Source organism: Pseudomonas sp. UBA6310, assembly GCF_002438225.1.
Classification (GTDB): Bacteria; Pseudomonadota; Gammaproteobacteria; order Pseudomonadales; family Pseudomonadaceae; genus Pseudomonas_O; species Pseudomonas_O kuykendallii.
The window spans coordinates 54,399-79,343 of the sequence record NZ_DJTK01000044.1; the positions used below are offsets into that span (position 1 = coordinate 54,399).

Genomic DNA, 24,945 nt, shown 5'->3' on the forward strand with positions numbered 1-24,945 from the left:
GCTGTAGCACGGCTCACACAGGTAGCCGGTCGCCAGCTCGACGACACGACCTTGATGGTCACAACGGTCACACTGATGAATAACGGTCATGGGATAGGTTCCTTTTCAGATCATTATGGGCAACGACCGGTAGAGGTGATCCTGCCGAGCACTGGACGGCTGCGACGGGACCAATTGTCGGTTGCACAAGGAACATCGATCAGAGCGCCGTAGGCGCCTTGCCGACGGCAACGGTCGCTCCGCTCGCTCTGCCGTCGGCTGCGGCGTTCACGGTGCGCTGTGCGAGCGTGCCATCGGTGGCCCATGTTGAGGTGCCGCCACGGCCCGACCAGGGCGTGGCAATAGCACCATCGACCGGGCAATGCCAGTTGATGCCATCCGGAAACGGCTCACACTCGCTCGCGAGCATGTAGCGGATACCGGCGATCTCAGAATGCAGCACGATCATGTCAGGCATAAATTTGCGTTCCTCGCGCTGCTCAGGCTCGCCACCATAGCCGGTCTCAGACCGCCACGCCTGTACGGAGCTGCCCGAGGACGTTCCGCGACGTATGTAGCCACCAACCCGCCAGAGCGCAGATTCAGCCGGTGGCGGAGGATTCACGGCCGCCACGGCAGCGGGCTGGGCAAACTGCCCAGGTGCCGCGAGAGTTTCCATTCCAGGTGGAGGCGGATTGACTTTCGAGGCATCAACTGCAGTAACTACAGCGACAGGCTCAGGGGTCGCCGTAATCGCGTCATGCCGGCCAAAAAAGTAGCCGTAAACGTACCAGATCAACACCGGGATCAGCAGAACGGGCAGCACGAAACCGGCGATCAGCATCGGCGATTTAAGCAAGTTCCCGCGACCATCGGCCTTGCTTTCATCGCCAACACTGCCCGTCGCGGACTGCGTCGCGGACGAGTAGTACCGATAAATTTCCTTTTTGTAGCTGCCAAACGTCTGCCTGATCAGCCGACTTTTCGGCGGGTTCTGGCCGGTCGGCGCGCCCTGGTAGATATCGACACGAAATTTCTTCGTCGAGCCGATCGCCGTCAGCTTGGTCATCCGATACGTCTGCTCGACGAGCAGCCGAACCCAGCTGGCGAGTTGCGCGAGATCCTGAGAAACCAGAACGACGCGCATAGAACGGCCCTTGTCGTCGACGCGGTGACGATGCTCAGCAAGGAGCGACTTGTCAGCGAGCAACGCATCATTCGACTTCAGCCCGGACGGCCAACGGCGCCACAGTTCGTCGAGCACCAGGACGCAGCCCTTCGGGACAAGATCCGCGAGATCAGGGCGCTCGAACCAGTCCTCAGGAAGCTGCGTCAGCTCGGAGCCGGGCACGCCGAAATCAGCGAGCAGATCCTCGCGTTCCATCGGAACATTCGTCACAACGTGCCGACCCTCCTTGATCGACGGAATAATTACGTGCTCAGTGACGCCGTAACTTTTTCCATGCCCCGGAAGTCCCACATAAGCATCGATAGCCATATATCACCCAATCACCGGAATGCGGCGAAGAACAAACCGAAGTGCGTACGCAGCAAGCAACATAGTTAGACCTTCGGGCACTGCAAACTTTGCAGCAAAGAACAGAACGCTCGGCGGGATTGAGCCGAACGCAGACTTAGCGGTTTGAAAGAACTCAGGAACGGGAAGCGCCTGAATAAACGCTGCAAGCGCTTCAAGAAGCTCCGCCCACAACTTCCGAGGAATCCATAACAAAACATCCTTCAACCACGTGGCGAAATCGGAAAGCATAAGAACCTCACGCGCTCAGGAAAATACGAACGGCGGCAAGCGCCCACATAGCCAACATCACCGGATACAACGGGTCGAGCCAGCTGGCATTCTGGCAAACAGCATTTGCGTTAATCTCACCAATCTTTGTTGACGCCGACGCGAAAGAGCAACTACCGCCGCCTGGCATGCTAATACCGCTTGCAGCGGAAACTATCGGTGAGCCGGAAACAGCGTCCATAAAGTCTCCGAGTGCGTCACCGAAGCCGGGAACATCGTCATCAAGTTCCGGACCTTCAAAAGACTCCCCTTCCCCACCGCCGCCGCCACCACCGCCAGTGCCCGACCCGCTACTACACTTCGCACCCGTACACACCGTAGTTGTACTTGTGGTTTTTCCAGTCCCATCGGTTTTCGTGGTTGTCTTCGTTGTGGTTGTAGTTGTCGTGCAAACGCCTACACCCGTGCACTTCGTGACAGTTGCAACGTCGGTTTTAGTGGTCGACTTGGTTCCATCGGGATTAGTCACCGGAGGAGTAACTGTAGTGTCGACCTTTGTTTCGTTTTTATCGGGATTCTTGTCGGTGCAAATCTGGACACCGTTAAACGTCCCGCAACTGCGTCCGTCATTCGCCTGAGAATCGACAGAAACGCAGCTCTGAGACCCGTCAGGCTTGGTTATGTAGTTGCAAGGCGTCTGTTCGGTCTGTGTCTCAAGTTCAGGCGTTTCAACGCCGCCAGCAGCCTCGCCGAGAGAAGGCTCAGTAGCGTTAACACAGGACGTGCCGGAGAAGAGCATGGTTCCGCGACACAGGTAACTACCTGCAACGCCATATTTGCATCGGTTATCGATAACCTCAGCCGCGCATCCATCAAAACAACCATTCCGAGTGGCGAGACTTGCGCGCCCACCCGTCCCGACATTCATATATGCGTCAGGCATAGTGCCGCTTTTGGAAAAGTGTTGTGTCGCGCCCTCGCGTGACTTGCACGGGTCCTCTGGAGGCTCCTGTACTTCGCACTTGCCTGTTTGGCCGTTATATACGGCAGCTGGATCAGCGCAAGTGTCCCCGCTACGCCCCACCACCACATGCCTCTCAATGTAGCCTGACTCGGTATAGGAGAAGCAATCGAACTCTACATCGGACTTGCGAGTAAGCGAAGTCAATACAGGTCCATTTGCCCCAATATTTATAGAGTCACGTTCCTTAACAAATTTGCACGCCGCCTCAGGATCAGAAAATCCATTGGAATAACCCACGGCATTCCACGAATAATTAGCGGCATTGACGGACATAGAAACCAGCAGGAGAGCTGCTACATAGAATAATCTCATCTACTTAGTTCCATTGAATGCAGCGAAAGCCGACATGGCGCCAATAACGAATATGCACAAGTAATAAAGTTGCTCCATATCGTCTCCCTGAAAGTAAAAGGGACGCCGAAGCGCCCCTAGTTGCAACGCCCGATGCTTTCCGAATTAACGGATCATGCCGAGCAGCTTGCGACCACCCATCGCGGCGACTTTGACCAGGGCGATAACGCCGCAGATCGCGAGAACACCGGCAACAACGTCGGTGACCGATACAGCACTGATAATTGCGTCCATTTGGAACTTCCTTACTTAATTGCGTTTAAGAGTGCGCGACCACACCAGCCAGCGAACCAGCAAGTAGCCACAATTACGAATCCGGCCATAAAGGCCGAAAGAACCATCGCCGGGTCGAGTTGCGACACGTCGAAGGGCTCAGGCACTGGAACTAACGTCCAAGTGCCGGAACACAGAGGGGCGCCATCACCGGCAACGGTCACGTTCCCCGTGCACTGGATAACGCCGCTAGCCATCAGCCGTTCACCTGGCGCTGGGGCTGAGTTGCAGCGACCACAGGACACAGCCGGAGGCGCAAGTTCAGGTCCTCAAAGCGCCCAACGTAGAACGAGCTCGGATCGATGTTGTAGCGTCCGGCCTGATAAGGCTGCGCATCATCGTCCAGGGCGAAGCGGATCGGTTGCGGGTACTTCTGCCCCGGAATCTGCACGTAGCCCTTTTGTTCGCGGATGCTGTAGGGCTTGCCGGTGCGCGCGGAAGTGCCCGATTTGACTGCGACTTCCGGTTTTTCGATTTCGATAATCAGGTCCATTTTCTCTCTCTCACTGAATGCCCGACCGGGCGACTAGAAGCCGAACGCATCGCCCACGAAAGGCGTGCCCCGGCGGTTGGTTTCTGCAAATCCGTAACGTTTGAAATTCGCGACCGTGTCCCAGTAGCGGACGCTTTCCCAGTCCGTGGCATGGAACTGGCGATCGATGTCTTGCAGCAGCGTGCTAGCTGTGGCCGCCCTCACCTGCTGACGCATCGCTAGCGAACGGCGCTCGGAGGCGCTAAGGGACATGCCCTGGTGGCTTACTTGGCGCATTGGTGCACCGCATCGGTAATGGCCTTTTGGATCGCGTCAGCGAAGTCCTGTAAGCCCCAGAGGACCAGCAGGGCCGCGACGACGAAACCGAGAACGAACGGAAACGCCCAGCACTGGACGAAGAACAGAACGGTGCGGAAGTAGAGTCGGCGCTTCATTGCAGGCCACCCCGCAGGCGTACCCAGCGAACAGGCGTGTACCAGAGGATTCCGTCGTCGGTACGATCACCCCACATCTGAAAGCTCTGGTCAGCGAAGGCGCCGCTGCAATGAAAGGCAGGCATCCAACGGCCGTCGCTAGCGATCACGCACAACAGATAGCGCCTCATGCCGCCACCAACGACAGGTGACGCGGAGCGACCGGGTGCCGGTAGAACGAAGGCAGTTCGAGCACGTCGCTGACAACGATTTCCTCCTGCCGCTTGATCGTCACGACCGAGTGGCGAGTGATGTCGTAAGGCTGGGCGATGTTCAGGCCGATCCGGTTCAGGCGAGCGCGATATGCTTGCATCTGTGACTTCTTGAAGTCAGGGCAATAGGTGCTGGAGTGCATCCACTTCATCGCCTCATTGGCCGTGGCATTGGCTGCCTGTTTGCTGCCCACAATGCCGCGCGCCAGAAGGGTTTCCGCAATCGTCTGATAGTCCATCGCCATCACCTCTAACTTGTCATCTATGCCCAAAAACTTGCTGTGAATCGCTTGAAAATCGGCCTCATCAAAGAGGCCCCACCACTCCAATCCCTCGCGCTGGAGGTACTCAGATTTGAGTTCCTGTTCCATCCGAACGACGCCGTGAAGCTCGCAGTGATCGGCGACGCCGCGCAGGTAACGGAACTCCTCGGAGTCTTCGCCGAAATTGCGCTTGCACTTGGGGAACAGGAACTTCCGGATCGCGTTGGCCTTGCCGTATGCCTTGCTGTAGTGGTCACGGGCGAGCCAATCGCAGGTCCAGCCGTCTTCGAATAAATGGCCGTTTTTGTAGCCGAGGCGCTGAGTGCTCAGTGCGCGGATATAGGGCTTTTCGTTGCCCTTCCCTACCGTCCGATTCGTCGTCAGATCGATGCGACGGATGCGGGCGCCATTGCCCACCTTTGCGGCCTTGCTACCGTCCTCGGTCTGGCGATAGCCAAACTCAGTGCAGCGAGTGAAGCCGGGCAGTCGAGTGCCAGATTCATCCCCGTATTCGCGGAGAATGGCGTTGTAGACGGCGATGCAGTCGGCAACTGTCGAGAATCCATGAAGGTTGTCCAGACGATTAACAGCACTTGGATTGCCCTCCACTCGCAGCTTGTTTCCATCGACGCGGATGCGGATCGATGTCGAGAACGAGCCCTCATGCTTCCAGCTCGGAGCCGTGTCGCGCAGGGTCTGGCCGGTGCGTCGGTCGTAGTAGCAAATGCCGGTGTCGCCTACCTGCGGGAGCACGAAATCGAACACCTGCTCAACCGTGAGGTAGTCGTAAAACATCCTTGAACGTTGCTCCGTGGAAACCGGCATCATGAAACCCTGTCAATATCTGAATATCGGTACAGATGTGGCAGGATTATGGGCAGGCAGACACGCACAATGCAAGGAGATTTGTTCCGATATTTCGGAACTGGAAATATGACCAGTCATTACGCTGCTGATGCTATGAACGACATCAGTGAGATATCTATGACCCTTGCAGCAAACCTGAAGAAATTTCGGGCGGCACGCGGCTTAACGCAGCAGCACGTGTGGGAGGCGGCCGGGGTGAGTAAGTCGAGCTATACCGGCTATGAAGCCGGGCACGGAATGCCTGCCGCCGATAAGGCGTTTGCCATAGCGAGGGTGCTGGGGGTTACTGTCGACGAGCTACTAATGACCGAAGATGAGCTATCAGTATCTGACGACATGAAACCCATACTTAGGAGATTCGAGGCGCTACCAGCCGAGATACGAAATCAGGCACGAATAGCGCTGAAGGGAGTGTTATTTGGGTATGAGCAGGAAGCCATAAAGTGAGCGCATGGGCTTTAGTGATGATCCTGTCGACGCAGCCCTATTCACAGAGAGAGATTTTCAAATACGAGACGGAGCAGGAGTGCCGGGCCTCTATTGACCTCGTGATAGAGGCGTTCGGGAAGGCGATCGAATCAGCAATCTACGAGCCCAACGCCGAAGGGTTCCACTACGGACCAGCATTCAACTGCAAGGCAGTCGTGACACATGGAAGTCCGGGGTAAATTGGGGGTGTTACAGCACCCCCACCCCTGCGCCGCCGAAAACATGTAAAGCAGCTTTACAGGAAAAAAAGCATGGGGATGCAAGACAGGGACTGGTACAAGGCCGAGAAAAAGGCCGAGCGCGAAAGTCAGCGAAAAGGAAGCTGGAACACAGCGCCGAAGAAGGCGCGCCGCGCACGGCCAGTGGTGTTCATTCACTGGATACCAGGATTTTGGACAGGAGCCATTGCGGGCGCCCTAGTGGGCCTAACCATCGGGCTGCTGATACACACGTAACTAACGTGACCTGACCAGCCGAGCCGCTGACGGCGAAGGGAGACTGCAAGCGCAGTCGCGCAGAGACGGATGGAGCCACCAAAAGCGGGTGAATCGGGGCGCGGGTTGAGATGGTCGCCGCCGTCCAGGGCGAAGAACGCGAAAAGCCCCCAGGGTGCCGTAGGGCGCGCTGGGGGCTTTTTCGTTGACGAGGAACCGGCCGCTGCGCGGGTGTCGTCGCAATGGCCTCTGCGGGCTCACAGGAGGCCGTGCCGGCGACTGATATGCCGCAAGCGGCATGTCGGGGTCACAGATCGAGAATCGCACGGCTGGCGCTCTGGAGAGCCTGGAGGCGATCATCAAAAGCGGCTTCCTCGGCGTCGAGCTGATCAAGCCGGCGACGAAGCTGCCGGTTCTGCGCGACGAGATCGGCGTGCTGGGAAAGAATCCGCGAAACAGCATCGGCGGCGTGCTCGGTGCCGGCATACAGCTGGGCGTCTCGGACGAGAGCCGCGGGGAGTTCGAGAGTAATTCGAAGAGCGTCGCCCATAACGGCCCCTATGTTAACCGCCGCCCGGACTAGCTGCGATCATCCGGACGACGCTCAACATAAGGGCGGCATTATGGGAAATTATGGGTTCTGCTACTGGGGCAAATGGATCATGGCTTCTAGCCTCAGGTGCCAGGTTCAAACCTCTGTCGATGACGGTCCAATACCTCCGCCACCTTGATGCATTTGAAACAGGGTTTCCCGTTATAGGCTGCCGGCGCTGTTCACCATCCAATAGCACTTCAGCGACTCGCCGAGTCGCCAGACGTGATGACTGCATCAGCCTTGTCTCAACCGCAGCGGATCCACCAGGCCTGCGACGATCGCCATTCCAACCAGATCAGCAAGACGCTCCGCCTGCATGCGTTTCATCACGCGGGAACGATAAAGATCGACGGTCTTCACGCTGATGTTCAACTGCTCGGCGATTTCGCGGTTGGTGTAGCCCTTGACCAGAGGCAGCACCACATCGCGCTCCCGCGGCGTCAGCCTGGCCAGGCGCTCCTGGACGTCGTCCTGATCGCTGCTGCCCGAGGTTTGCCGCTCCGAGCGGCTCAGCGCCACTTGCACACTGTCGAGCAGAAGCTGCTCGTTGTACGGTTTTTCGATGAAATCCCGTGCGCCGGCCTTGAATGCGCGCACCACGATGGGCACGTCGGCGTGGCCGCTGACGAAGATGATGGGCAACTCCAGCCCCCGCGCTCGCATTTCTTCCTGGACGTTCAAGCCACCCGTGCCGGGCATGCGCACATCCAGCAGTACGCAGGCGTTGAGCGTTGCGTCGCAGGCGGCGAGGAAATCGCGGCCACTGGTGAACGGAATGGCACGCAGCCCGACGGACTCGAACAGCCAGACCGTCGAGTCGAGCATGCCCTGATCGTCGTCCACCACATACACCACTTGCGGGGCGGCAGTCGTCATTGAATCGCTCCTCTTGTTGTTATCGGCATCGCATGCGCCTCAGGGTAACGGCAGCCTGCAGCGCATCAGCAAGCCCCCATTCTGCGCGCGTTGCCCCTCCAGGGCGCCGCCAAAGCCCTCGATAATGCTGCGACTCATCGACAGCCCGAGCCCGAGTCCGTCCGGTTTGCTGGTGTAGAACGGGGTGAACACCCGCTCCAGTTCCGCATCGTCGAGCCCAGGCCCTTCGTCAAGAACGTCCACTTCCAGTCCGGAACCGGTCGCCAGTCGAGCCGACAGGACAATGCGTGACGCCTCTCCTGGCTGGGCCTCGCGGTTGGCGTCGATGGCATTGCGCAGAAGGTTGATCAGCACCTGCTCGAGCAATACGCGGTCGGCATACACCGGCGGCAGATTGTCCGGCAACCGCTCCTCGATCACCACCTGCCAGGCGTTCGCCTCCCAGGCGCACAGGCGAACGGCCTCGCGTGTCACTTCGCAAAGATCCAAGGCCTGCATGCGCCGCTGCCCCTTGCGCAGGAAGCCACGCAGTCGCTTGATGACCTCGGAGGCATGATTGGCGTGCTCGGTGATGCGCTCCAGTCCCTGCGAAACGCGCACGACTGCCTGCGGATTCTCCTCGATCGATTGCAGGTAGCGCTGGCTGGCGCTGGCGTAGTTGACCACGGCGGCCAAGGGCTGGTTTATCTCGTGGGAGATGCCGGAGGCGAGTTCGCCCAGGGTGACCAGCCGCGCCGTGTGTGCCAGCTCGTCCTGGTGGCGACGCTGCTGTGCCTCACGCAGTTCGCGCTCGGTCATGTCGCGAGCCACTAGCGAGTAATAGCGCTCTCCGCCCGCGGCCCGATGCGCCAGCAATACGAGAGAGACGGGTACTGACGCCCCTCCCAGCGGCGGAAGCAACCGCGAGTCGGCGCTCCACACACCCGCCCGCCCCGCTCTCTCGCGGCCCGTCTGCAAGCGGTTCAGGTCATCGGCGGCAAACAGCACCGAGAGCGCCGGCATGGGCTGCCCCTCCTCCAGCTTCAACAGCTTGCGGGCGGCGGGGTTGAGGTAGGTGATCCGCTCGTCTGCGTCGATGAACAGCACGGGATCCGTGTTGGCCTCCACGACCTCTGCCAGCCGCCGCTTGTTCTCCTCGGCCTGGACGCGTGCGGTGATATCCCGCGATACGCTGACCACCTCGACCACAGCGCCCGTATACGTCTCGCGGATAGCGCGGCTAGCTGTCTCGAACCAAAGGTAATGGCCATCGCTATGGCGTATGCGATACGTCATCGTGTGGTAGCCATCGGTCTCCAGCGCATCCTTCGCCCGCTGAATCAGCGCTGCAAGATCCTGCGCGTGGAACAGGCCTTGGGCGAGCTGGCCGCGGAGGGTTTCGGGCCAGTAGCCCAGCAACGTCCATGACGCGGGCGAAGCATCCAGAAAACGGCCATCCGGGGTGTGCCGGGAGATCAGGTCGGTGGTGTTCTCCGTGATCAGCCGGTACAGCCGACGTGCCTTCGTCGCCTCGCGTTCGGCGAGCACCTGTTCGGTGGCCTCCCGGCAGCGGGCCAGGACACGCGACGCCTGCGGATCGGGAATGAAGGTCCAAATCAGAATGCGCCCATCGTACTCGGCTTCCACATGCTCGATGGCGCGGCCCTGTTCGAGGCACGCGCGCACCAGCGAAGCGTGATTGACCGGCAGGAAGCGCACGACCGAGCCGGGAGGCTGATCTGCCAGCAGCGCCAGCAGCGCGGCATTCAACTCCAGGGGATCGCCGGCAGCGTCCAGCAGCAGGGTCGGCTGGGGGTCGTAACCGAGCAAGGGCGAGGCGCGCATCAGGTCGCCGGAGATCGCCAGCAGCGTCGAGAGCAACTCGTGCACCCAGCCGAGCCAATCCAGGCTGACGCCTTCCCGCACCTCCACCAGGAGCAGTCCGGGTCGACCGGGCTCCAGAGCAAGATCGAAGACCTGTCCGTGGCTGATCGCGGCCCTGCGCAGCCTCCCGGAAAACCAGCAATCCAGCCCGCGCACCTGCTCCAGGTTCAGGCGGCCATGGTCTTCCAGGCTGGCAAGAAGCGCCTGATCGCTGGCCAGCAAGGGATCGCCCTGCCCTGGTGGCAGATGCTGGCCGCTGCCTTCATGGCCATAGATGCCGACGCTCTCCAGCCAGCTCAGGTAATAGGCTTGTCGCACTTCGGGACAGCCGCGCAGGGCCCTACACACGGCGTCGGCGCGGGCGGAGAGCGGAACGCCTTCGCGCTGCAGGCGCAGCCATGTGTGCAGGCGGACCGGATTCTGGCTCATCGAAATTCCCATAAGAAAACGGCGACAGCATATCTCCATACGACCAACTTCCGCCGAGCGACCAAATGGATAATCCATTACATATAGTTAAAATACTATACGACGCAGGTAGTATTTCCATATCCAATGCGGGTTGTATATAAAATCACCGCATGATCTGCCGCCCGAACAAAAGCAGGCGAGCAGACACCTAGAGCTAACAATCAGCCACCGGATGCCCAGCATGTCGATCTTCGAACAGGGTCTTGCCCCTGCAGCCGTGAACCATATCGCCCTCTCGCCGCTCAGCTTCATCGAGCGCACCGCCAGCGTCTATCCGACCTACCCGGCCGTCATCCATGGATCGATCCGTCGTACATGGGCGGAAACCTATGCACGCTGCCGGCGTCTGGCCTCCGCGCTGGCCGGGCGCGGCATCGGCAAGGACGATACCGTGGCGGTGATGCTGCCCAATATCCCGCAGATGCTCGAGGTGCACTTCGGAGTGCCCATGATCGGTGCGGTGCTCAATCCCCTCAACGTGCGCCTGGATGCCGAAGCCATCGCCTTCATGCTGCAGCATGGGGAAGCCAAGGTGGTCATCGCCGACCGTGAGTTCTTCGATGTGATCCATTCGGCCATCGGCATGCTCGATCACCCGCCGCTGGTGATCGATGTCGATGATCCCGAGTACGGCGAAGGTCAGCCGGTGAGCAACCTGGACTACGAAGCCTTTCTTGCCGAGGGCGATCCCGAGTTCGCCTGGCAGTGGCCGGACGACGAATGGCAGGCGATCAGCCTCAACTACACCTCCGGCACCACCGGCAATCCCAAGGGTGTGGTCTACCACCATCGCGGCGCGTACCTGAATGCCTTGGGCAACCAGATGACCTGGGCGATGGGCAATCATCCGGTCTACCTGTGGACGTTGCCGATGTTCCATTGCAATGGCTGGTGCTACCCCTGGACCGTCACGGCCCTCGCCGGGGTACACGTGTTCCTGCGCCGGGTCGACCCGCAGAAGATCCTTACCCTGATCCGCGACGAGCAGGTCACGCACATGTGCGGTGCGCCCATCGTGCTGAATGCCCTGGTCAACATGCCGGCCGAAGCCAAGGCCGCCATCGATCACCCCGTCGAGGCGATGGTCGCCGGCGCCGCGCCGCCGGCGAAAGTGATAGGTGCCGTCGAAGAGATGGGCATCCGCGTCACCCACGTCTACGGGCTGACCGAGGTCTACGGCCCGGTGACCCTGTGCGCCTGGCACGCCGAGTGGGACGCGCTGCCGCTGGACCAGCGCGCGGAGATCAAGGCCCGCCAGGGCGTGCGCTACCCTACGCTCGAAGGCGTCATGGTCGGCGACCCGAAAACCCTCGAACCCACCCCGCGCGATGGGCAGACCATCGGCGAGGTCTTCATGCGCGGCAACACCGTGATGAAGGGCTACCTGAAGAACCCCAGCGCCACGGCGGAAGCCTTCGAGGGGGGCTGGTTCCACACCGGCGACCTTGCGGTATGCCACCCGGATGGCTACGTGGAGATCAAGGATCGCCTCAAGGACATCATCATCTCCGGGGGCGAAAACATCTCCACCATCGAGCTCGAAGGGGTCCTCTACCGTCACCCCGCCGTTCTGGAAGCCGCCGTGGTGGCGCGTCCGGACGAGAAATGGGGAGAGACGCCGTGTGCGTTCATCACCCTCAAGGCGGACCACCAGGCCGTTCGCGACAGCGACATCATCGGGTTCTGCCGGGATCACCTTGCCAGCTTCAAGGTGCCGCGCACGGTGGTGTTCATCAACCTGCCGAAGACGTCGACCGGGAAGATCCAGAAGTACCTCCTGCGCGACATGGCCAAGGCGCTGTAGCCGAAACACATCCTCCAGGCGACACAAGGCGACGGCCCTCGGCCCGTCGCCAAGGTGCCCTGCACCCCGAAAACGGGGGCCGGGCCTCGGCAACAACAAAAACAAGGAGCCACACCGATGACCCATGCTGAGTTGTCCCACGCGCAGCGCTGCGACCGCATCCGAGCCAACCCGAAGTTCCAGCGCCTGGTGCGCGGCCGCTCGCGCCTGGCGTGGTCGCTAAGCGCCGCCGTACTGGGCACCTACTACCTGTTCATGCTGGTCGTGGCTTTCCAGCCCGCGCTGTTGCACACGCCTCTGGGCGAAGGCCGTCAACTGACGGTGGGCATCCCGGTGGCAGCAGCGGTCATCGTCCTTTCCTGGCTTTGCACCGGCTGGTACGTGTACCGCGCCAACACGCGCTTCGACGCCCTTGGCGCCGATCTGCTGGCGGAGCTGAAATGATGCGCCTGCGCACGCTCGGCACCGCCTGCCTGGCCTTGGCCCCGCTTGGGGTTCTGGCCGCCCCTTTCGTGGCGGAGAAGCAGCCCGTCAACCTGCACGCCATCGCCATGTTCTTCGTCTTCGTGATGGGTACGCTGGCGATCACCTGGTGGGCCGCCCGGCAGACCAAATCCACCTCCGACTTCTACACCGCCGGCGGCGGCATCAGCGGTTTTCAGAATGGTCTGGCGATCGCCGGCGACTACATGTCGGCCGCCACGCTGCTGGGGTTGTCCAGCTTGGTCTTCGCCAAGGGTTACGACGGTTTCGTCTATACGGTGGCGTTCTTCGTCGGCTGGCCGATCATCACCTTCCTGATGGCGGAGCGCCTGCGCAACCTCGGGCGCTATACCTTCGCCGACATCGTGTCCTACCGCCTGGATCAGACGCAGATCCGCACATTCGCCGCGTTCGGTTCGCTGACCGTGGTGTGCTGCTATCTGGTCGTCCAGATGGTCGGCGCGGGCCAGTTGATCAAGCTGCTGTTCGGCCTCGACTACACCACGGCCGTGATGGTGGTAGGTGTCCTGATGCTGGTCTACGTGATCTTCGGCGGCATGATCGCCACCACCTGGGTACAGATCATCAAGGCCGTCCTGCTGCTCGCGGGCGGCACCACCCTCGCCCTGCTCGCCCTGGCCGAATTCGGCTTCAGTCTGGAGACCCTGGCGAGCCGCGCCGTCGCGAGCCATGCCATCGGCTGGAGCATCATGGGGCCGGGCTCGATGCTGGCGGACCCGATCAATGCGGCATCGCTGTCGCTTGGCCTGGTTTTCGGCATCGCCGGTCTGCCGCACATCCTGATGCGCTTCTTCACCGTGCCCAACGCGCGGGAAGCCCGCAAATCGGTGTTCTATGCCACCGGCTTCGTTGGCTTCTTCTTCCTGGTGGTCATGGTGCTGGGCTACAGCGCCATCGTCATCGTCGGTACCGACCCGCAGTTCTTCGTCGATGGCAACGTCAAAGGCGCGCTGATCGGCGGCGGCAACATGGTGGCGATGCACCTGGCCAAGGCGGTAGGCGGCAACCTGTTCCTCGGCTTCCTGTCGGCCGTCGCGTTCGCCACGATCCTGGCCGTGGTTTCCGGCCTGGCGCTGGCCGGCGCTTCGGCCATCTCCCATGACCTCTACGCCACGGTGCTGAAGAAAGGCACCGCCAGCCAGAAGGAGGAGATGCGCGTCACCCGCATCGCCACCGTCGGGCTGGGCCTCGTCGCCATTGGCCTGGGCATCCTTTTCGAGAAACAGAACGTCGCCTTCCTGGTGGGGCTGACGTTCGGCATCGCCGCCTCGACCAACTTCCCCGTGCTGATCATGGCCATGTACTGGCGGAACCTGACCACCCGCGGCGCCCTGGCCGGTGGTTTCGCAGGCCTCGCCACGGCGCTGGTACTGGTGATCCTGTCGCCCGCTGTCTGGGTTTCGGTGCTGGGCCACGCGCAAGCCATTTATCCCTACGACCACCCGGCTCTGTTCTCCATGCCGTTGGCCTTCCTGGTCATCTTGGTGGTCTCGCGCCTGGATCGAAGCGCACGCGCACAACGCGAGCGGGCGGCCTTCGACGACCAGTTCGTCAGGGCTCAAACCGGGCTGGGCGCCGCTGCCGCGTCCAGTCACTGAACTCAAGGTCTCCAGTCGACGGTGGCGCGGTCTGCCGTCGACCCTAAAGGCCGCTGCTCGCGGTGGCCTCTTTTTATTCTTACGCGCCGGCCCTGCACGGCGCCCCGAACGAGGTGATCGATGCCCGAATACAACGCTCCCCTGCGCGACCTGCGCTTCGTCCTCCATGAAGTGTTCGATGCGCCGGGCCTCTGGGCTCGCCTTCCGGCGCTGGCGGAAACCGTAGACGCCGCAACCGCCGATGCGATCCTGGAGGAAGCGGCCAAGGTCACGGGTGGGCTGATCGCCCCGCTCAACCGCAGCGGCGACGAGGAAGGAGCGCAGTGGGCAAACGGCGCGGTCAGCACGCCGCGGGGATTCAGGCAGGCGTACGCCACTTACATCGAAGGCGGCTGGGTAGGCCTGTCCGGCAACCCGCAGTACGGCGGAATGGGCATGCCCAAGATGCTCGCGGTGCAGTTCGAGGAAATGCTCTATTCCGCTGGCTCCAGTTTCGCCCTGTATTCCGCGCTGAGCTCCGGCGCCTGCCTGGCGATCGACGCCCACGCCAGCGAAACGCTGAAACGCACCTACCTCCCCCCGATGTACGAAGGCCGCTGGGCGGGGTCCATGTGCCTCACGGAGGCTCACGCCGGCACCGATCTGGGCATCATCCGCACCCGCGCCGAACCAAGGGCCGACGGCAGCTACGCGATCAGCGGAAGCAAGATATTCATCACCGGCGGCGAGCAGGACCTGACCGAGAACATCATCCACCTGGTGCTGGCCAAGCTGCCGGACGCGCCGGCCGGGCCAAAGGGGATTTCGCTGTTCCTGGTGCCCAAGATCAAGGTCGGCGCCGACGGTTCGCTGGGCGAGCGCAACGCGGTCAGCTGCGGTTCCATCGAGCACAAGATGGGCATCAAGGCGTCGGCCACCTGCGTGATGAATTTCGATGGCGCCGAGGGCTACCTGATCGGCGAGGAGAACAAGGGCCTCGCGGCGATGTTCACCATGATGAACTACGAGCGCCTGTCCATCGGCATCCAAGGCATTGGCTGTGCCGAGGCGTCCTACCAGAACGCCGTGGCCTACGCCCGCGAGCGCATCCAGAGCCGTGCCCCGGGCGGCCCGCAGGCCAGGGACAAGGCCGCCGACCCGATCATCGTGCACCCGGACGTGCGCCGCATGCTGCTGACCATGAAAGCCATGACCGAGGGTGGGCGCGCTTTCGCCAGCTACGTCGGCCAGCAGCTCGACTTGAGCAAGTTCAGCGAAGACCCCGCCGAGAAGCAGGCCGCCGAGAATCTGGTCGCCCTCCTCACCCCGATAGCCAAGGCGTTCTTCACCGACGCCGGTCTGGAGAGCACGGTGCACGGCCAGCAGGTGTTCGGCGGCCACGGCTACATCCGCGAATGGGGCCAGGAGCAGCTGGTGCGCGACGTTCGCATCGCACAGATCTACGAAGGCACCAACGGCATCCAGGCTCTGGACCTGCTCGGACGCAAGGTGGTGGCCAACGGTGGCGCCGCCCTGCGCCAGTTCACCGGCGAGATCCGTGCGTTCGCCGCGGCGGACGTGCCTCATCGTGAAGCGCTGCTCGACGCCGTGCAGCGTCTGGAGAGCACCACCGACTGGCTGCTGCAGCGGGCCAGCGAGAACCCCAACGAAGTCGGCGCCGCCTCCGTGGAGTTCCTGCATCTGTTTGGCTATGTCGCCTACGCCTGGCTCTGGTCGCGCATGGCTCGGGTGGCAGCGAGCAAGCACGCCGAGGACGAGGCGTTCTACGACGCCAAGCAGGCTACCGCGGACTTCTACTTCAGCCGCCTGCTGCCGCGCATCCTCGGCCTGGAGGCGAGCATCCGCGCCGGCAGCGATCCGTTGTTGGGCCTGGCGGCGGAGCAGTTCTGAACGCCGGTCCCTGATGATCGGGCAACACGCGGACCGCCTTCGGGGCCGCTTTTCTTTCGCGACTCCGTCCCTTCGGGCGGATCGCAACACGGGGGTTTCCATGCGTGATGTTGTGATCGTTGCCGCCACCCGCACGGCCATTGGCGCGTTCCAGGGGAGTCTGAGCACGGTTTCTGCCGTTGAACTCGGCGCCACGGTGGTCCGCCATCTGCTTTCGCAAACCGCCCTGGACGGTGCACTGGTCGACGAGGTGATCCTCGGCCACGTACTCAGCGCCGGTGCCGGGCAGAATACCGCGCGGCAGACCGCGCTCAGGGCCGGCCTGCCGCATACCGTGCCGGCGATGACCCTGAACAAGGTCTGCGGCTCTGGCCTGAAAGCGGTGCAACTTGGCTACCAGGCCATTGCCTGCGGCGATGCCGAGGTGATCATCGCCGGCGGCCAGGAGAACATGAGCCTGGCACCCTACGTCATCCCCCAGGTCCGGACCGGATTGCGCATGGGCCACAAGGCGGTCATCGACACGATGATCCAGGACGGGCTGTGGGATGCCTTCAACGACTATCACATGGGGATTACCGCCGAGAACCTGGCCGAGCAGTACGGCATCGGCCGCGATGAGCAGGACGCCTTCGCCGCGACCTCGCAGCAGCGCGCCAGCGCCGCCATCGAAGGCGGCCGCTTCGAGGCGGAAATCGTTCCGGTACGGGTGCCGCAGTCCAAAGGTGAGCCGATGCTGTTCGCCCGTGACGAGCAGGTGCGCACCGGCACGACGCTGGCCGGACTGGGCAAATTGTCGGCGGTGTTCAAGGCCGATGGCACGGTCACGGCGGGCAATGCCTCGGCCCTGAACGACGGCGCCGCCGCCGTGCTGTTGATGAGCGCGGAAAAGGCCGCGGCCCTGAACCTGCCGGTGATGGCGCGCATCGTCGCGGCCGCCGGCGCGGGTGTCGATCCGGCGATCATGGGCATCGGCCCGGTGTTCGCGATCTGCAAGGTGCTGGAGAAGGCCGACTGGCAGTTGGAGGACGTTGACCTCATAGAAGCCAACGAAGCCTTCGCCGCCCAGGCCCTCGCCGTCGGCCGCGAGCTGCACTGGGACAGCGCCAAGGTGAATGTCAACGGCGGCGCCATTGCGCTGGGCCATCCCATCGGCGCTTCCGGCTGCCGCATTCTCGTCACCCTACTGCACGAAATGCGGCGCCGGGACGTTCGCAAGGGGCTGGCCACGCTCTGTATCGGCGGCGGCCAGGGCATCGCCCTCGCCGTGCAGCGCGATTGATGAAAGGCTGCATCGACGGGCCGCCCGACGTCGCTGCAAATGTCCCCGCGAGGGCCAGGCCAGGTGTCAGCAGGGCGCCGTTTCCGGTGAAACCGCCCTGCCCGTTCGCCTCAGTGGGACGACGAAACGCCCAGCGCTTCGGGCGAAGCCGCCTTCTGCTTGGCGCCTGGCTCGGCGGCGCCCACCCCAACTTCCGGCAGGCAGCCACCGACGAACTCGACGCGCCGCACCGGGAAGGCGAACTCCACCTGCATGTCCCGGAGGCCCTGCAGCAGCGCCAGGTTTATCTCCTGCTGGATGTCCATGTACTGGTTGTAGTCGGAAGACTGCACGATGTAGACGACCTCGAAGGTCAGCTTGCTCTCCTCGAACGCGAGGAAATGCGCCCGGTCGAAACGTGCTTTTTCCAGTCCGTCGATGATGCGTTTCACCAGCGCACTCACTTCCCGGACTTTTTCCGCCGGCGTGGCGTAGCTGATACCGAAACTAAATACGATGCGACGGGTGTCCATGCGCTTGTAGTTGTGAAGCGTCTGCCGGAGCAGATCGGCGTTGGCGCAGACGACCTGCTCGCCGCTCAGGCTGCGGATGCGCGTGGTCTTCAGGCCGATATGCTCGATGGAGCCGGCGACGTCGCCGAAGACGACGAAATCGCCGATCTCGAAGGGTTTGTCGATGCCGATGGAGAGCGATGCGAAAAGGTCGCCCAGCATCGTCTGTACGGCCAGGGCGATGGCGATGCCGCCGACCCCGAGGCTGGCGACCAGCGCGGTGATATCGACGCCGAGGTTGGCCAGGATCGACAGCAACATGACCGACCAGACCACCACCAGGATCATGATCGAGAGGATGGTCATGGTCACCGGGTTGTGCCGGCCTACGCGGTCGCTGACCAGATCGCGCGACCAGAGCCGCACGCCGACGTCCACCCACAGTGCGGTTTGCAGCGCCAGCACCACGAACCAGCTATGCGAGAGCGCCGACTGCCAGTTGCTCGGCAGCTCTATGAGTTTGAGTGCAAGGAGAAAGGAGAACGCGAAAAGCAGGAATCGGCTGGTTCGGGCGGCGATTTGCCAGCCAAAGCGGTAGATGGGTTTTCCCTGGGTTTCCGCCAGGCCCCGCAGGCGCTTCTCGATGACCCCGAAGAGCGTACGCAAGACCAGATAGCAGATCAGCGTTCCCGCCGTCACGATGCCGACGCTGATCCACAGCGCCGTGTTCAGCCACATGCTCAAATCGAACATCTTTCCTCCCGTTCTTCAGCCCTGGCCAGCGATCGGGCGGCGCGCCTGGGCAAATGGAAAAGTCCGCCTGGGCGGACAGTTGCGTCATTCAAAGGTGATGTGCAGCGGCGTCGGTCCGGCGCCAGTAGCGCCATGGCCCTCGCCGGGCGTATCAGGGTGCGCCGCGTTCGGCGGTATCAGACGGTCATCGGCCTGCTTGGGGAGCGCTTCGGTGCGGCGGTAAGGGGAGATTCGCTCGTGCCGACAGCGCCATGCGGCCGATGAGGGAACTCGGGGTATGCGTACTGGACGGTGGCGCTCTGCGTGCGATAGGTGTCGTCGCCGGGCATGTAGGTCTCCGTTGTTTGAAACGTCTCGGGCCTCGGGCCCGTCATGAAGGGAGTCCCCTATTGGAGTCGAAGTTCCGCTGAATTCCCGAGAGGTCGTTGCCCCCGTCGCGCGCCGGGAACCTCATGCAGGAGGCTGCGAGAATCTACGCTGGAACTTGGCCAGCCACGAAAGGGCATTGGGCGCGCCGGCATTCTTCCCTTGAACGTTCGAAGTGATAACGAAGTTTGGATATCCCTAACACGGCTTATCTTACTTGGCGCATCGGATGGATATCGTTCCTGTTTAATGTCGTATACACGAGTTTCAATTGCTCACTGTCCTGCACTATAAGCGCGACGCCTGTTCCAGGCGCCGCCTACCCGTTTCAGGGCATTCAGGGCCCTGAAACTCGGGCCCTTGGAGTAGTTGAGAACGTTCGAAAAAGTTCAAAGAGCAAGGCGTGTTTGCCGCGAAAGAAAAAAGAACGCTGCGCTGCATCAAGGGGCTGGTCATTAATTGACGGGCAAAGCCAGATGACGCCAGAACCTCTGATCCACGGCCCGATCACATATAGACCACACCGGTAAATCATTCCGTCGTTCATGCCGCCACGAGCGTCGCTAGGACCGCAGGTCATCGGCGGTTTGAAAATCTCCCGTGACGACCTTTAGCGCTGGGCTAGCCTGTTGAATAGATGTGCCGCCGCAGGTGGCCACAGGAGAAACAATGTTCAGCCAGGAACCGGTAATACTCATCGTCGACGATGCGGCCAGCGGCGTTCGGGTGCTCAGCGAAACGGTTCGTGGATTAGGCCAGGTCTACTTTGCAACCGACGGCCCGGGCGCGCTCAACACGGCGCGCCAGTGCCGTCCGGATCTGGTGCTGCTGGATATCGAGATGCCGGATATGGATGGCTACGAGGTCTGCGCGGCGCTGAAGTCCGACCCGGAAATCTGCGATGCCTCGGTCATCTTCGTCACCTCCCATGCCCAGGTCGAGAACGAGCTGCGCGCGCTGCGCTGCGGCGGGGTCGATTTCCTCCACAAGCCGCTCAACGTACTGGTCGCCAGGGCCCGTATCAGGGCGCACCTGACGCTGCGCAACGAAGCCAAGCGCCTGGCCAACCACGACGCGCTGACCAACCTTCCCAACCGCCTGCTGCTTCAGGACCGTGCCAATCAGGCCCTGCGCCAGGCCATCGGCACCAAGGGCCGCGTGGGCATGCTGTTGCTCGACCTGGACAACTTCAAATCGATCAACGATTCGGTGAGCCATGCAGTGGGCGATGCGGTGCTGCTGGAGGTTGGTCGTCGGCTGGTCAAGGCGGGCCGGGTGATGGATACCATCAGCCGTAACGGCGGCGACGAGTTCATCATCCTGATGCCGGACATCCGCAGCCTGGAAACCGTCGGCAGCTTCGCCGCGCGGCTGCTCAACGAGATGACCGTGCCCTTCGTGACTCCAAGCGGTCGCTACACCCTCACCGCCAGCATCGGCATCAGCCTGTTTCCCGACGACAGCGATGACATGGACTCCCTCTATCGCCACGCCGAGGCCGCCATGTACCAGGCCAAGCGCGACGGGCGTAACCGCTACGGGTTCTTCTCGTCACGCATAGAGGACAGCATTCGCGCGCGTTACCGGCTCGATCAGCACATGCGCAGCGCGCTCGAGCAAGGCGTCTTCGAGGTGTTCTACCAGGCGAAAGTGAACGTGCAGCAACGCTGCATCGTCGGTGTGGAAGCCCTGATCCGCTGGCGCGACGCCGACGGGAAAGGCGTGCCGCCGTCGGACTTCATCCCCCTCGCCGAGGAAACCGGACTGATCATCCCGATCGGCCGATACGTGCTTCTGCAAGCCTGCAAGGACGCGCGCATCTGGCGCGAACGAGGCCATGAGATCTGCGTCAGCGTGAACATCTCGGCGGTCCAGTTCAAGGAAGACGACTTCCTCGAAACGGTGAAGAACGTGCTGGAAATCACCGGTGCCGAGGCGCGAATGCTCGAACTCGAGATCACCGAGGGCGTGCTCGCCCGCGATGTCGACAAGTCCCGGAAGACCCTGGCCGCACTCAAGGAACTGGGCATTCGCGTCTCCATCGACGACTTCGGGATCGGCTATTCCAGCCTCGCCTATCTCAAGCGCTTTCCCATCGACGTGCTGAAGATCGACCGCAGCTTCGTTCAGGACATGCTCACCGAAAACCTCGACTCGGCAATCATCGACGCCATCATCAAGCTGGGACAGGTGCTGAACCTGGAGCTGGTCGCCGAAGGCGTCGAGCTGCCCGAGCAGGCGGCGGCATTGCGCGACAAGGGCTGCCTGGTGATGCAGGGCTATCTCTACTCGCGCCCTGCCCCCTTCGCGCAGATGAGCGAAATGCTGGAGAACGGGCCGGATATCGGCGAGCTGTAGCGGCGGGTGGCGTCCATTGAGCTTATCCAGGAAGGGTGACGTGATCGACAAGAGCAAGTTCTTCCTGTTCTACCGCAGCGCGGCCGTGACCCTCATCGTGTGTTTGCTGGTGACCGCGGCGGCCGCCTGGTGGACCGCGAAGCGCAACGACCGGCAGGCGAACCGCGCGGTCGCCGTCGAGGGCGATGAATGGAGCTCCGCGGTGCTGGAGCGTATCCGCCTGTATCAGTACGGCTTGCGGGGCGTGCGCGGGGCGGTGCTCACCGCCGGCGAGAACGGCATGACCCGGACGCTGTTTCGCAACTACAGCCTCACCCGCGATCTCCCCTATGAATTTCCCGGCGCACGGGGCTTCGGCTTCGTCCGCCGGGTCAGCGAGCTCGACGAGCCCGCCTTTCTGGCGCGAGCCCGGGCCGACGGCCCGGCGGACTTCTCGATCCACTCGTTCGCGCCCCACGCCGGCGAGCGCTTCGTCATCCAGTACATCGAACCAAGCGAACGCCAGGCCAATGTCGTCGGCCTAGATATCGCCTCCGAAAGCAATCGCCGTGAGGCGGCGCTCGACGCCATGCGCTCCGGCGAGGTACGCCTGACCGCGCCCATCACCCTCGCCCAGGAAACCGAAAAGCCGCTGCAGTCAGTGCTGATGCTGCTGCCGATCTACCGCAGCGGCGTCACCCCGGACAGCCAGGCCGAGCGCGAGGCGCAGGCCTTCGGCTGGAGCTTCGCCCCGCTGCTGATCGAGGACGTGTTGAAAGGGCTGGCCATTGAGAGCGAGGCGTTGCACCTGAGCCTGCGGGACGTCACGACTGGCAGCGACCGCGTGTCCTTCTACTCCAGTGCCAGCCACCCCAGCGCGGAGCCCGAGCTCTTCACCCAGCGCTTCGAGCATGACGTGTTCGGCCGGCGCTGGCAGTTCGAACTCAGCGCGCATCCGCGGTTCGTGGCGAATCTCAACCTGCCCTCGGTATCGCTGATCCTGCTGCTGGGTTCGCTGGCAAGCCTGATCCTCTCGGCGCTGACCGGTGCATTCAGCGTCAGCCGCCGGCAACAGCAGCGGATCGCCGATACTCAGGCGCAAATGGCGGCGATCGTCGAAAGCTCCGCCGACGGCATCATCGGCAAGAGCCTCGATGGCGTCGTGACCAGCTGGAACAAGGGCGCCGAGCAGTTGTTCGGCTATAGCGCGAAGGAGGCGCTGGGCAAGCGGCTGGCGGACCTGGTGGTCCCGCCCGAGCTGGAGCAGGAGGAAGCCAATATCCTGGCCCGAGTTCGCCAGGGCGAACACATTCCCCACTTCGATACCCGGCGTTCGCGTAGCGACGGCAGCCTCTTCGATGTATCGATCACCGTCTCGCCGATTCGCAACACCGACGGAACCGTGGTGGGCGCCTCCAAGACCGTGCGCGACATTTCCGAGCAGAAGGCCTTCGCCGCGCGCATCCTCGAACTCAATCTCGGCCTCGAGGACCAGGTGGCCCGGCGCACCGCTGAGCTGGAGCAGCTCAATGTGCTGCTGGAGAGCGTACTGAACGCCGCCACCGAAGTCTCGATCATCGCCACCGACCTGGACGGTATCATCCGCATCTTCAACCGTGGCGCCGAGCGGCTGCTCGGCTACTCCGCCGACGAGGTCGTCGGCAAGAGCACGCCGCTCCCCTTCCATGTGCCGGAGGAACTGCAAAAGCGTGCCGCCGAGCTGAGCGCCAGGCTGGGTGGCAAGGTCGAGGGCATGCAGACCTTCACCCGGATGCCCGATGCCGGTGGCGCGGAAATGCGCGAATGGACCTACGTGCGCAAGGACGGCTCGCATTTTCCGGTGACGCTGGTGGTTACCGCGATGCGTTCGCCCGGCGGAAAACCCAGCGGATACCTGGGCATCGCCCTCGACGTCACCCAGCGCAAGGCCGCGGAGCGCGACCGCGAGGTCAGCCTGGAGATGACCCGGGCGATCCTCAATACCGCGGTGAACCCGATCATCAGTATCGATGCCATGGGCACGGTGGTGTCGTTCAACCCCGCCGGCGAGCGCGTGTTCGGCTACAGCGAAGAGGAAATGCTCGGACGCAGCGTCCGGCGCCTGGTGCCGGAGTCGCAACGGGCCGCGGCCCAGGTCTTCCTGGAGCAGCTGGAACGCCAGGAACTGCCCGGTGCGATCAGGAACCGGGACATGTCCGGGTTGCGCAAGGACGGTTCGGAGTTCCCGCTGCAATTGTCGATCGGCTCGGTGCAGATGGCCGAACGCCGGCTGTTCGTCTGCATCATCAGCGACATCACCCAACTGCGGATGCAGCAGAACGAACTGATGGCTGCTCGCGACCAGTTGCTGCTCGCCGCCGAGGCGGCCGAACTGGGCATCTTCGCCTGGGATCTGCGGACCGACCGGCTGCAGTGGAACGAGCGGATGCTGCAGATCTACGGATTGCCCATCGAACTGCGCGATGGGCTCACCTACTCGCACTGGCGCGCGCGCGTGCACCCGGACGACCGGGATACGGCGGAAGCCGGTCTCAGGGCGCTGGTAGAGCGTGACGAGGCGTTCAGCGCCGTGTTCCGCGCGGTACTGCCCGATGGGCAGATCCGTTACGTCCAGGCCGCTGCCCGGGTCGAGCGCGCCGCGGACGGCAGCCCGATCCACATGACCGGCATCAGTCGCGACATCACCGCGCAGCGCGAGCTGGAGTCGAGCCTGCTCTATGCCAAGGACCTGGCGGACTCGGCGAACGCCGCCAAGTCCTCGTTCCTGGCGAACATGAGCCATGAGATCCGCACACCGATGAACGCGGTGCTGGGGATGCTGCAGCTGGTCCAGCGCACCGAACTGCGGCCGCGCCAGCTCGATTACGTGGTGAAGGCGGAAAGCGCTGCCCGCTCGCTGCTCGGCCTGCTCAACGACATTCTCGACTACTCCAAGATCGAGGCCGGCAGGATGACGCTCGAGCAAGCGCCGTTCGAGCTGGAAGCCTTTCTTCAGGACCTCGCCATCGTGCTGGCCGGCAACCTCGGCGAGAAGGACGTCGAGGTGCTGTACGACGTCGATCCGCAGCTGCCCGGCGTGCTGATCGGCGATGGCTTCAGGCTGCAGCAGATCCTCATCAACCTCGCCGGTAACGCGCTGAAATTCACCCTGCAGGGGCATGTCGTCGTCGCCATGCAGCTTCTTCAGCGTCACGACACGCTGGTGCTGGTGCGGATCTCGGTGTCCGACAGCGGGATCGGCATCAGCGACGAGCAGCAGCAGCGAATCTTCGAGGGATTCAGCCAGGCGGAGGCCTCCACCACGCGCCGTTTCGGCGGCACCGGGCTGGGGCTGGTGATCTGCAAGCGCCTGGTGAGCCTGATGGGCGGCGAGTTGCTGGTGCGCAGCGAACTTGGCGTGGGCAGTACCTTCTGGTTCGATGTGGCTCTGGAGGTGCAGAAGCCCAATACGCTGCGCGCCGATTGTGCGTTGACCGATCGCCCGCTGCGCCTGCTGGTCGCCGACGACAA

General features: G+C 62.5%; 20 protein-coding genes. 9 read left to right on the top strand and 11 right to left on the bottom strand.

Going from position 1 to position 24,945, the window contains the following annotated elements; genetic code table 11:
• Positions 1–199: 199 nt before the first annotated feature.
• The 8 genes from B3E91_RS10575 to B3E91_RS10610 all read right to left on the bottom strand — a co-directional run bounded on the left by B3E91_RS10575 (position 200) and on the right by B3E91_RS10610 (position 5,610).
• Positions 200–1,477, bottom strand: coding sequence for a zonular occludens toxin domain-containing protein (locus tag B3E91_RS10575; protein WP_287029379.1), 1,278 nt, complete (start codon positions 1,475–1,477; stop codon positions 200–202).
• 3 nt (positions 1,478–1,480) lie between these two features.
• Positions 1,481–1,747, bottom strand: a complete 267-nt coding sequence (locus B3E91_RS10580) for a DUF2523 family protein (protein ID WP_287029380.1) — start codon at positions 1,745–1,747, stop codon at positions 1,481–1,483.
• 7 nt (positions 1,748–1,754) lie between these two features.
• Positions 1,755–3,062 carry a hypothetical protein gene (locus B3E91_RS10585; RefSeq protein ID WP_287029381.1) on the bottom strand — a complete coding sequence of 436 codons (1,308 nt, stop codon included), beginning with the start codon at positions 3,060–3,062 and terminating at the stop codon, positions 1,755–1,757.
• A gap of 144 nt (positions 3,063–3,206) precedes the next feature.
• On the bottom strand, positions 3,207–3,335 hold the full coding sequence (locus B3E91_RS10590; RefSeq protein ID WP_287029382.1) for a hypothetical protein: 129 nt from the start codon (positions 3,333–3,335) through the stop codon (positions 3,207–3,209).
• Between the two features lie 235 nt (positions 3,336–3,570).
• Positions 3,571–3,867, bottom strand: coding sequence for a single-stranded DNA-binding protein (locus tag B3E91_RS10595; RefSeq protein WP_287029383.1), 297 nt, complete (start codon positions 3,865–3,867; stop codon positions 3,571–3,573).
• A gap of 33 nt (positions 3,868–3,900) precedes the next feature.
• Positions 3,901–4,143, bottom strand: a complete 243-nt coding sequence (locus B3E91_RS10600) for a hypothetical protein (RefSeq protein ID WP_287029385.1) — start codon at positions 4,141–4,143, stop codon at positions 3,901–3,903.
• Positions 4,131–4,301 carry a hypothetical protein gene (locus tag B3E91_RS10605; protein ID WP_287029386.1) on the bottom strand — a complete coding sequence of 57 codons (171 nt, stop codon included), beginning with the start codon at positions 4,299–4,301 and terminating at the stop codon, positions 4,131–4,133. The genes B3E91_RS10600 and B3E91_RS10605 overlap by 13 nt, the downstream gene beginning before the upstream one ends.
• A 166-nt stretch (positions 4,302–4,467) precedes the next feature.
• On the bottom strand, positions 4,468–5,610 hold the full coding sequence (locus B3E91_RS10610; RefSeq protein ID WP_287029388.1) for a phage/plasmid replication domain-containing protein: 1,143 nt from the start codon (positions 5,608–5,610) through the stop codon (positions 4,468–4,470).
• Positions 5,611–5,748: 138 nt separating this feature from the next.
• Here B3E91_RS10610 and B3E91_RS10615 point away from each other — a divergent pair, with 138 nt between their 5' ends.
• On the top strand, positions 5,749–6,129 hold the full coding sequence (locus tag B3E91_RS10615) for a helix-turn-helix domain-containing protein (protein WP_287029389.1): 381 nt from the start codon (positions 5,749–5,751) through the stop codon (positions 6,127–6,129).
• A gap of 774 nt (positions 6,130–6,903) precedes the next feature.
• Positions 6,904–7,188 carry a hypothetical protein gene (locus B3E91_RS10620; protein WP_287029390.1) on the top strand — a complete coding sequence of 95 codons (285 nt, stop codon included), beginning with the start codon at positions 6,904–6,906 and terminating at the stop codon, positions 7,186–7,188.
• A gap of 246 nt (positions 7,189–7,434) precedes the next feature.
• Here B3E91_RS10620 and B3E91_RS10625 read toward each other — a convergent pair whose 3' ends face one another.
• Positions 7,435–8,076: a response regulator transcription factor gene (locus tag B3E91_RS10625; protein WP_287029391.1), complete on the bottom strand. Its 642-nt coding sequence runs from the start codon at positions 8,074–8,076 to the stop codon at positions 7,435–7,437.
• 39 nt (positions 8,077–8,115) lie between these two features.
• Entirely contained in the window at positions 8,116–10,368 is a 2,253-nt protein-coding gene (locus B3E91_RS10630; RefSeq protein WP_287029392.1) for a PAS domain-containing sensor histidine kinase, read from the bottom strand.
• A gap of 223 nt (positions 10,369–10,591) precedes the next feature.
• Between B3E91_RS10630 and B3E91_RS10635 the strand changes: the two genes are divergently transcribed.
• The 5 genes from B3E91_RS10635 (at position 10,592) to B3E91_RS10655 (ending at position 17,488) form a co-directional block, all read left to right on the top strand.
• Positions 10,592–12,214 carry an acyl-CoA synthetase gene (locus tag B3E91_RS10635; RefSeq protein WP_090230706.1) on the top strand — a complete coding sequence of 541 codons (1,623 nt, stop codon included), beginning with the start codon at positions 10,592–10,594 and terminating at the stop codon, positions 12,212–12,214.
• A 117-nt stretch (positions 12,215–12,331) separates the two neighbouring features.
• Positions 12,332–12,658, top strand: a complete 327-nt coding sequence (locus B3E91_RS10640) for a DUF485 domain-containing protein (protein WP_287029393.1) — start codon at positions 12,332–12,334, stop codon at positions 12,656–12,658.
• On the top strand, positions 12,655–14,316 hold the full coding sequence (locus B3E91_RS10645) for a cation acetate symporter (RefSeq protein WP_414708239.1): 1,662 nt from the start codon (positions 12,655–12,657) through the stop codon (positions 14,314–14,316). The genes B3E91_RS10640 and B3E91_RS10645 overlap by 4 nt, the downstream gene beginning before the upstream one ends.
• Positions 14,317–14,436: 120 nt before the next feature.
• Positions 14,437–16,206, top strand: a complete 1,770-nt coding sequence (locus tag B3E91_RS10650) for an acyl-CoA dehydrogenase C-terminal domain-containing protein (RefSeq protein ID WP_287029394.1) — start codon at positions 14,437–14,439, stop codon at positions 16,204–16,206.
• A 100-nt stretch (positions 16,207–16,306) separates the two neighbouring features.
• Positions 16,307–17,488 (top strand): acetyl-CoA C-acetyltransferase, encoded by a 1,182-nt coding sequence (locus B3E91_RS10655; RefSeq protein ID WP_287029396.1) that lies wholly within the window; start codon positions 16,307–16,309, stop codon positions 17,486–17,488.
• 110 nt (positions 17,489–17,598) lie between these two features.
• Here the strand turns inward: B3E91_RS10655 and B3E91_RS10660 are convergent, their stop codons facing one another.
• Complete coding sequence (locus B3E91_RS10660) at positions 17,599–18,732, bottom strand: mechanosensitive ion channel family protein (protein ID WP_287029397.1); 1,134 nt, start codon at positions 18,730–18,732, stop codon at positions 17,599–17,601.
• 1,035 nt (positions 18,733–19,767) lie between these two features.
• Here B3E91_RS10660 and B3E91_RS10665 point away from each other — a divergent pair.
• A complete protein-coding gene (locus tag B3E91_RS10665; protein WP_287029398.1) occupies positions 19,768–21,456 on the top strand; it encodes a putative bifunctional diguanylate cyclase/phosphodiesterase in 1,689 nt (562 codons plus the stop codon).
• A 40-nt stretch (positions 21,457–21,496) separates the two neighbouring features.
• On the top strand, positions 21,497–24,945 hold a 3,449-nt coding region (locus B3E91_RS10670), incomplete at its 3' end, for a PAS domain S-box protein (protein ID WP_287029399.1).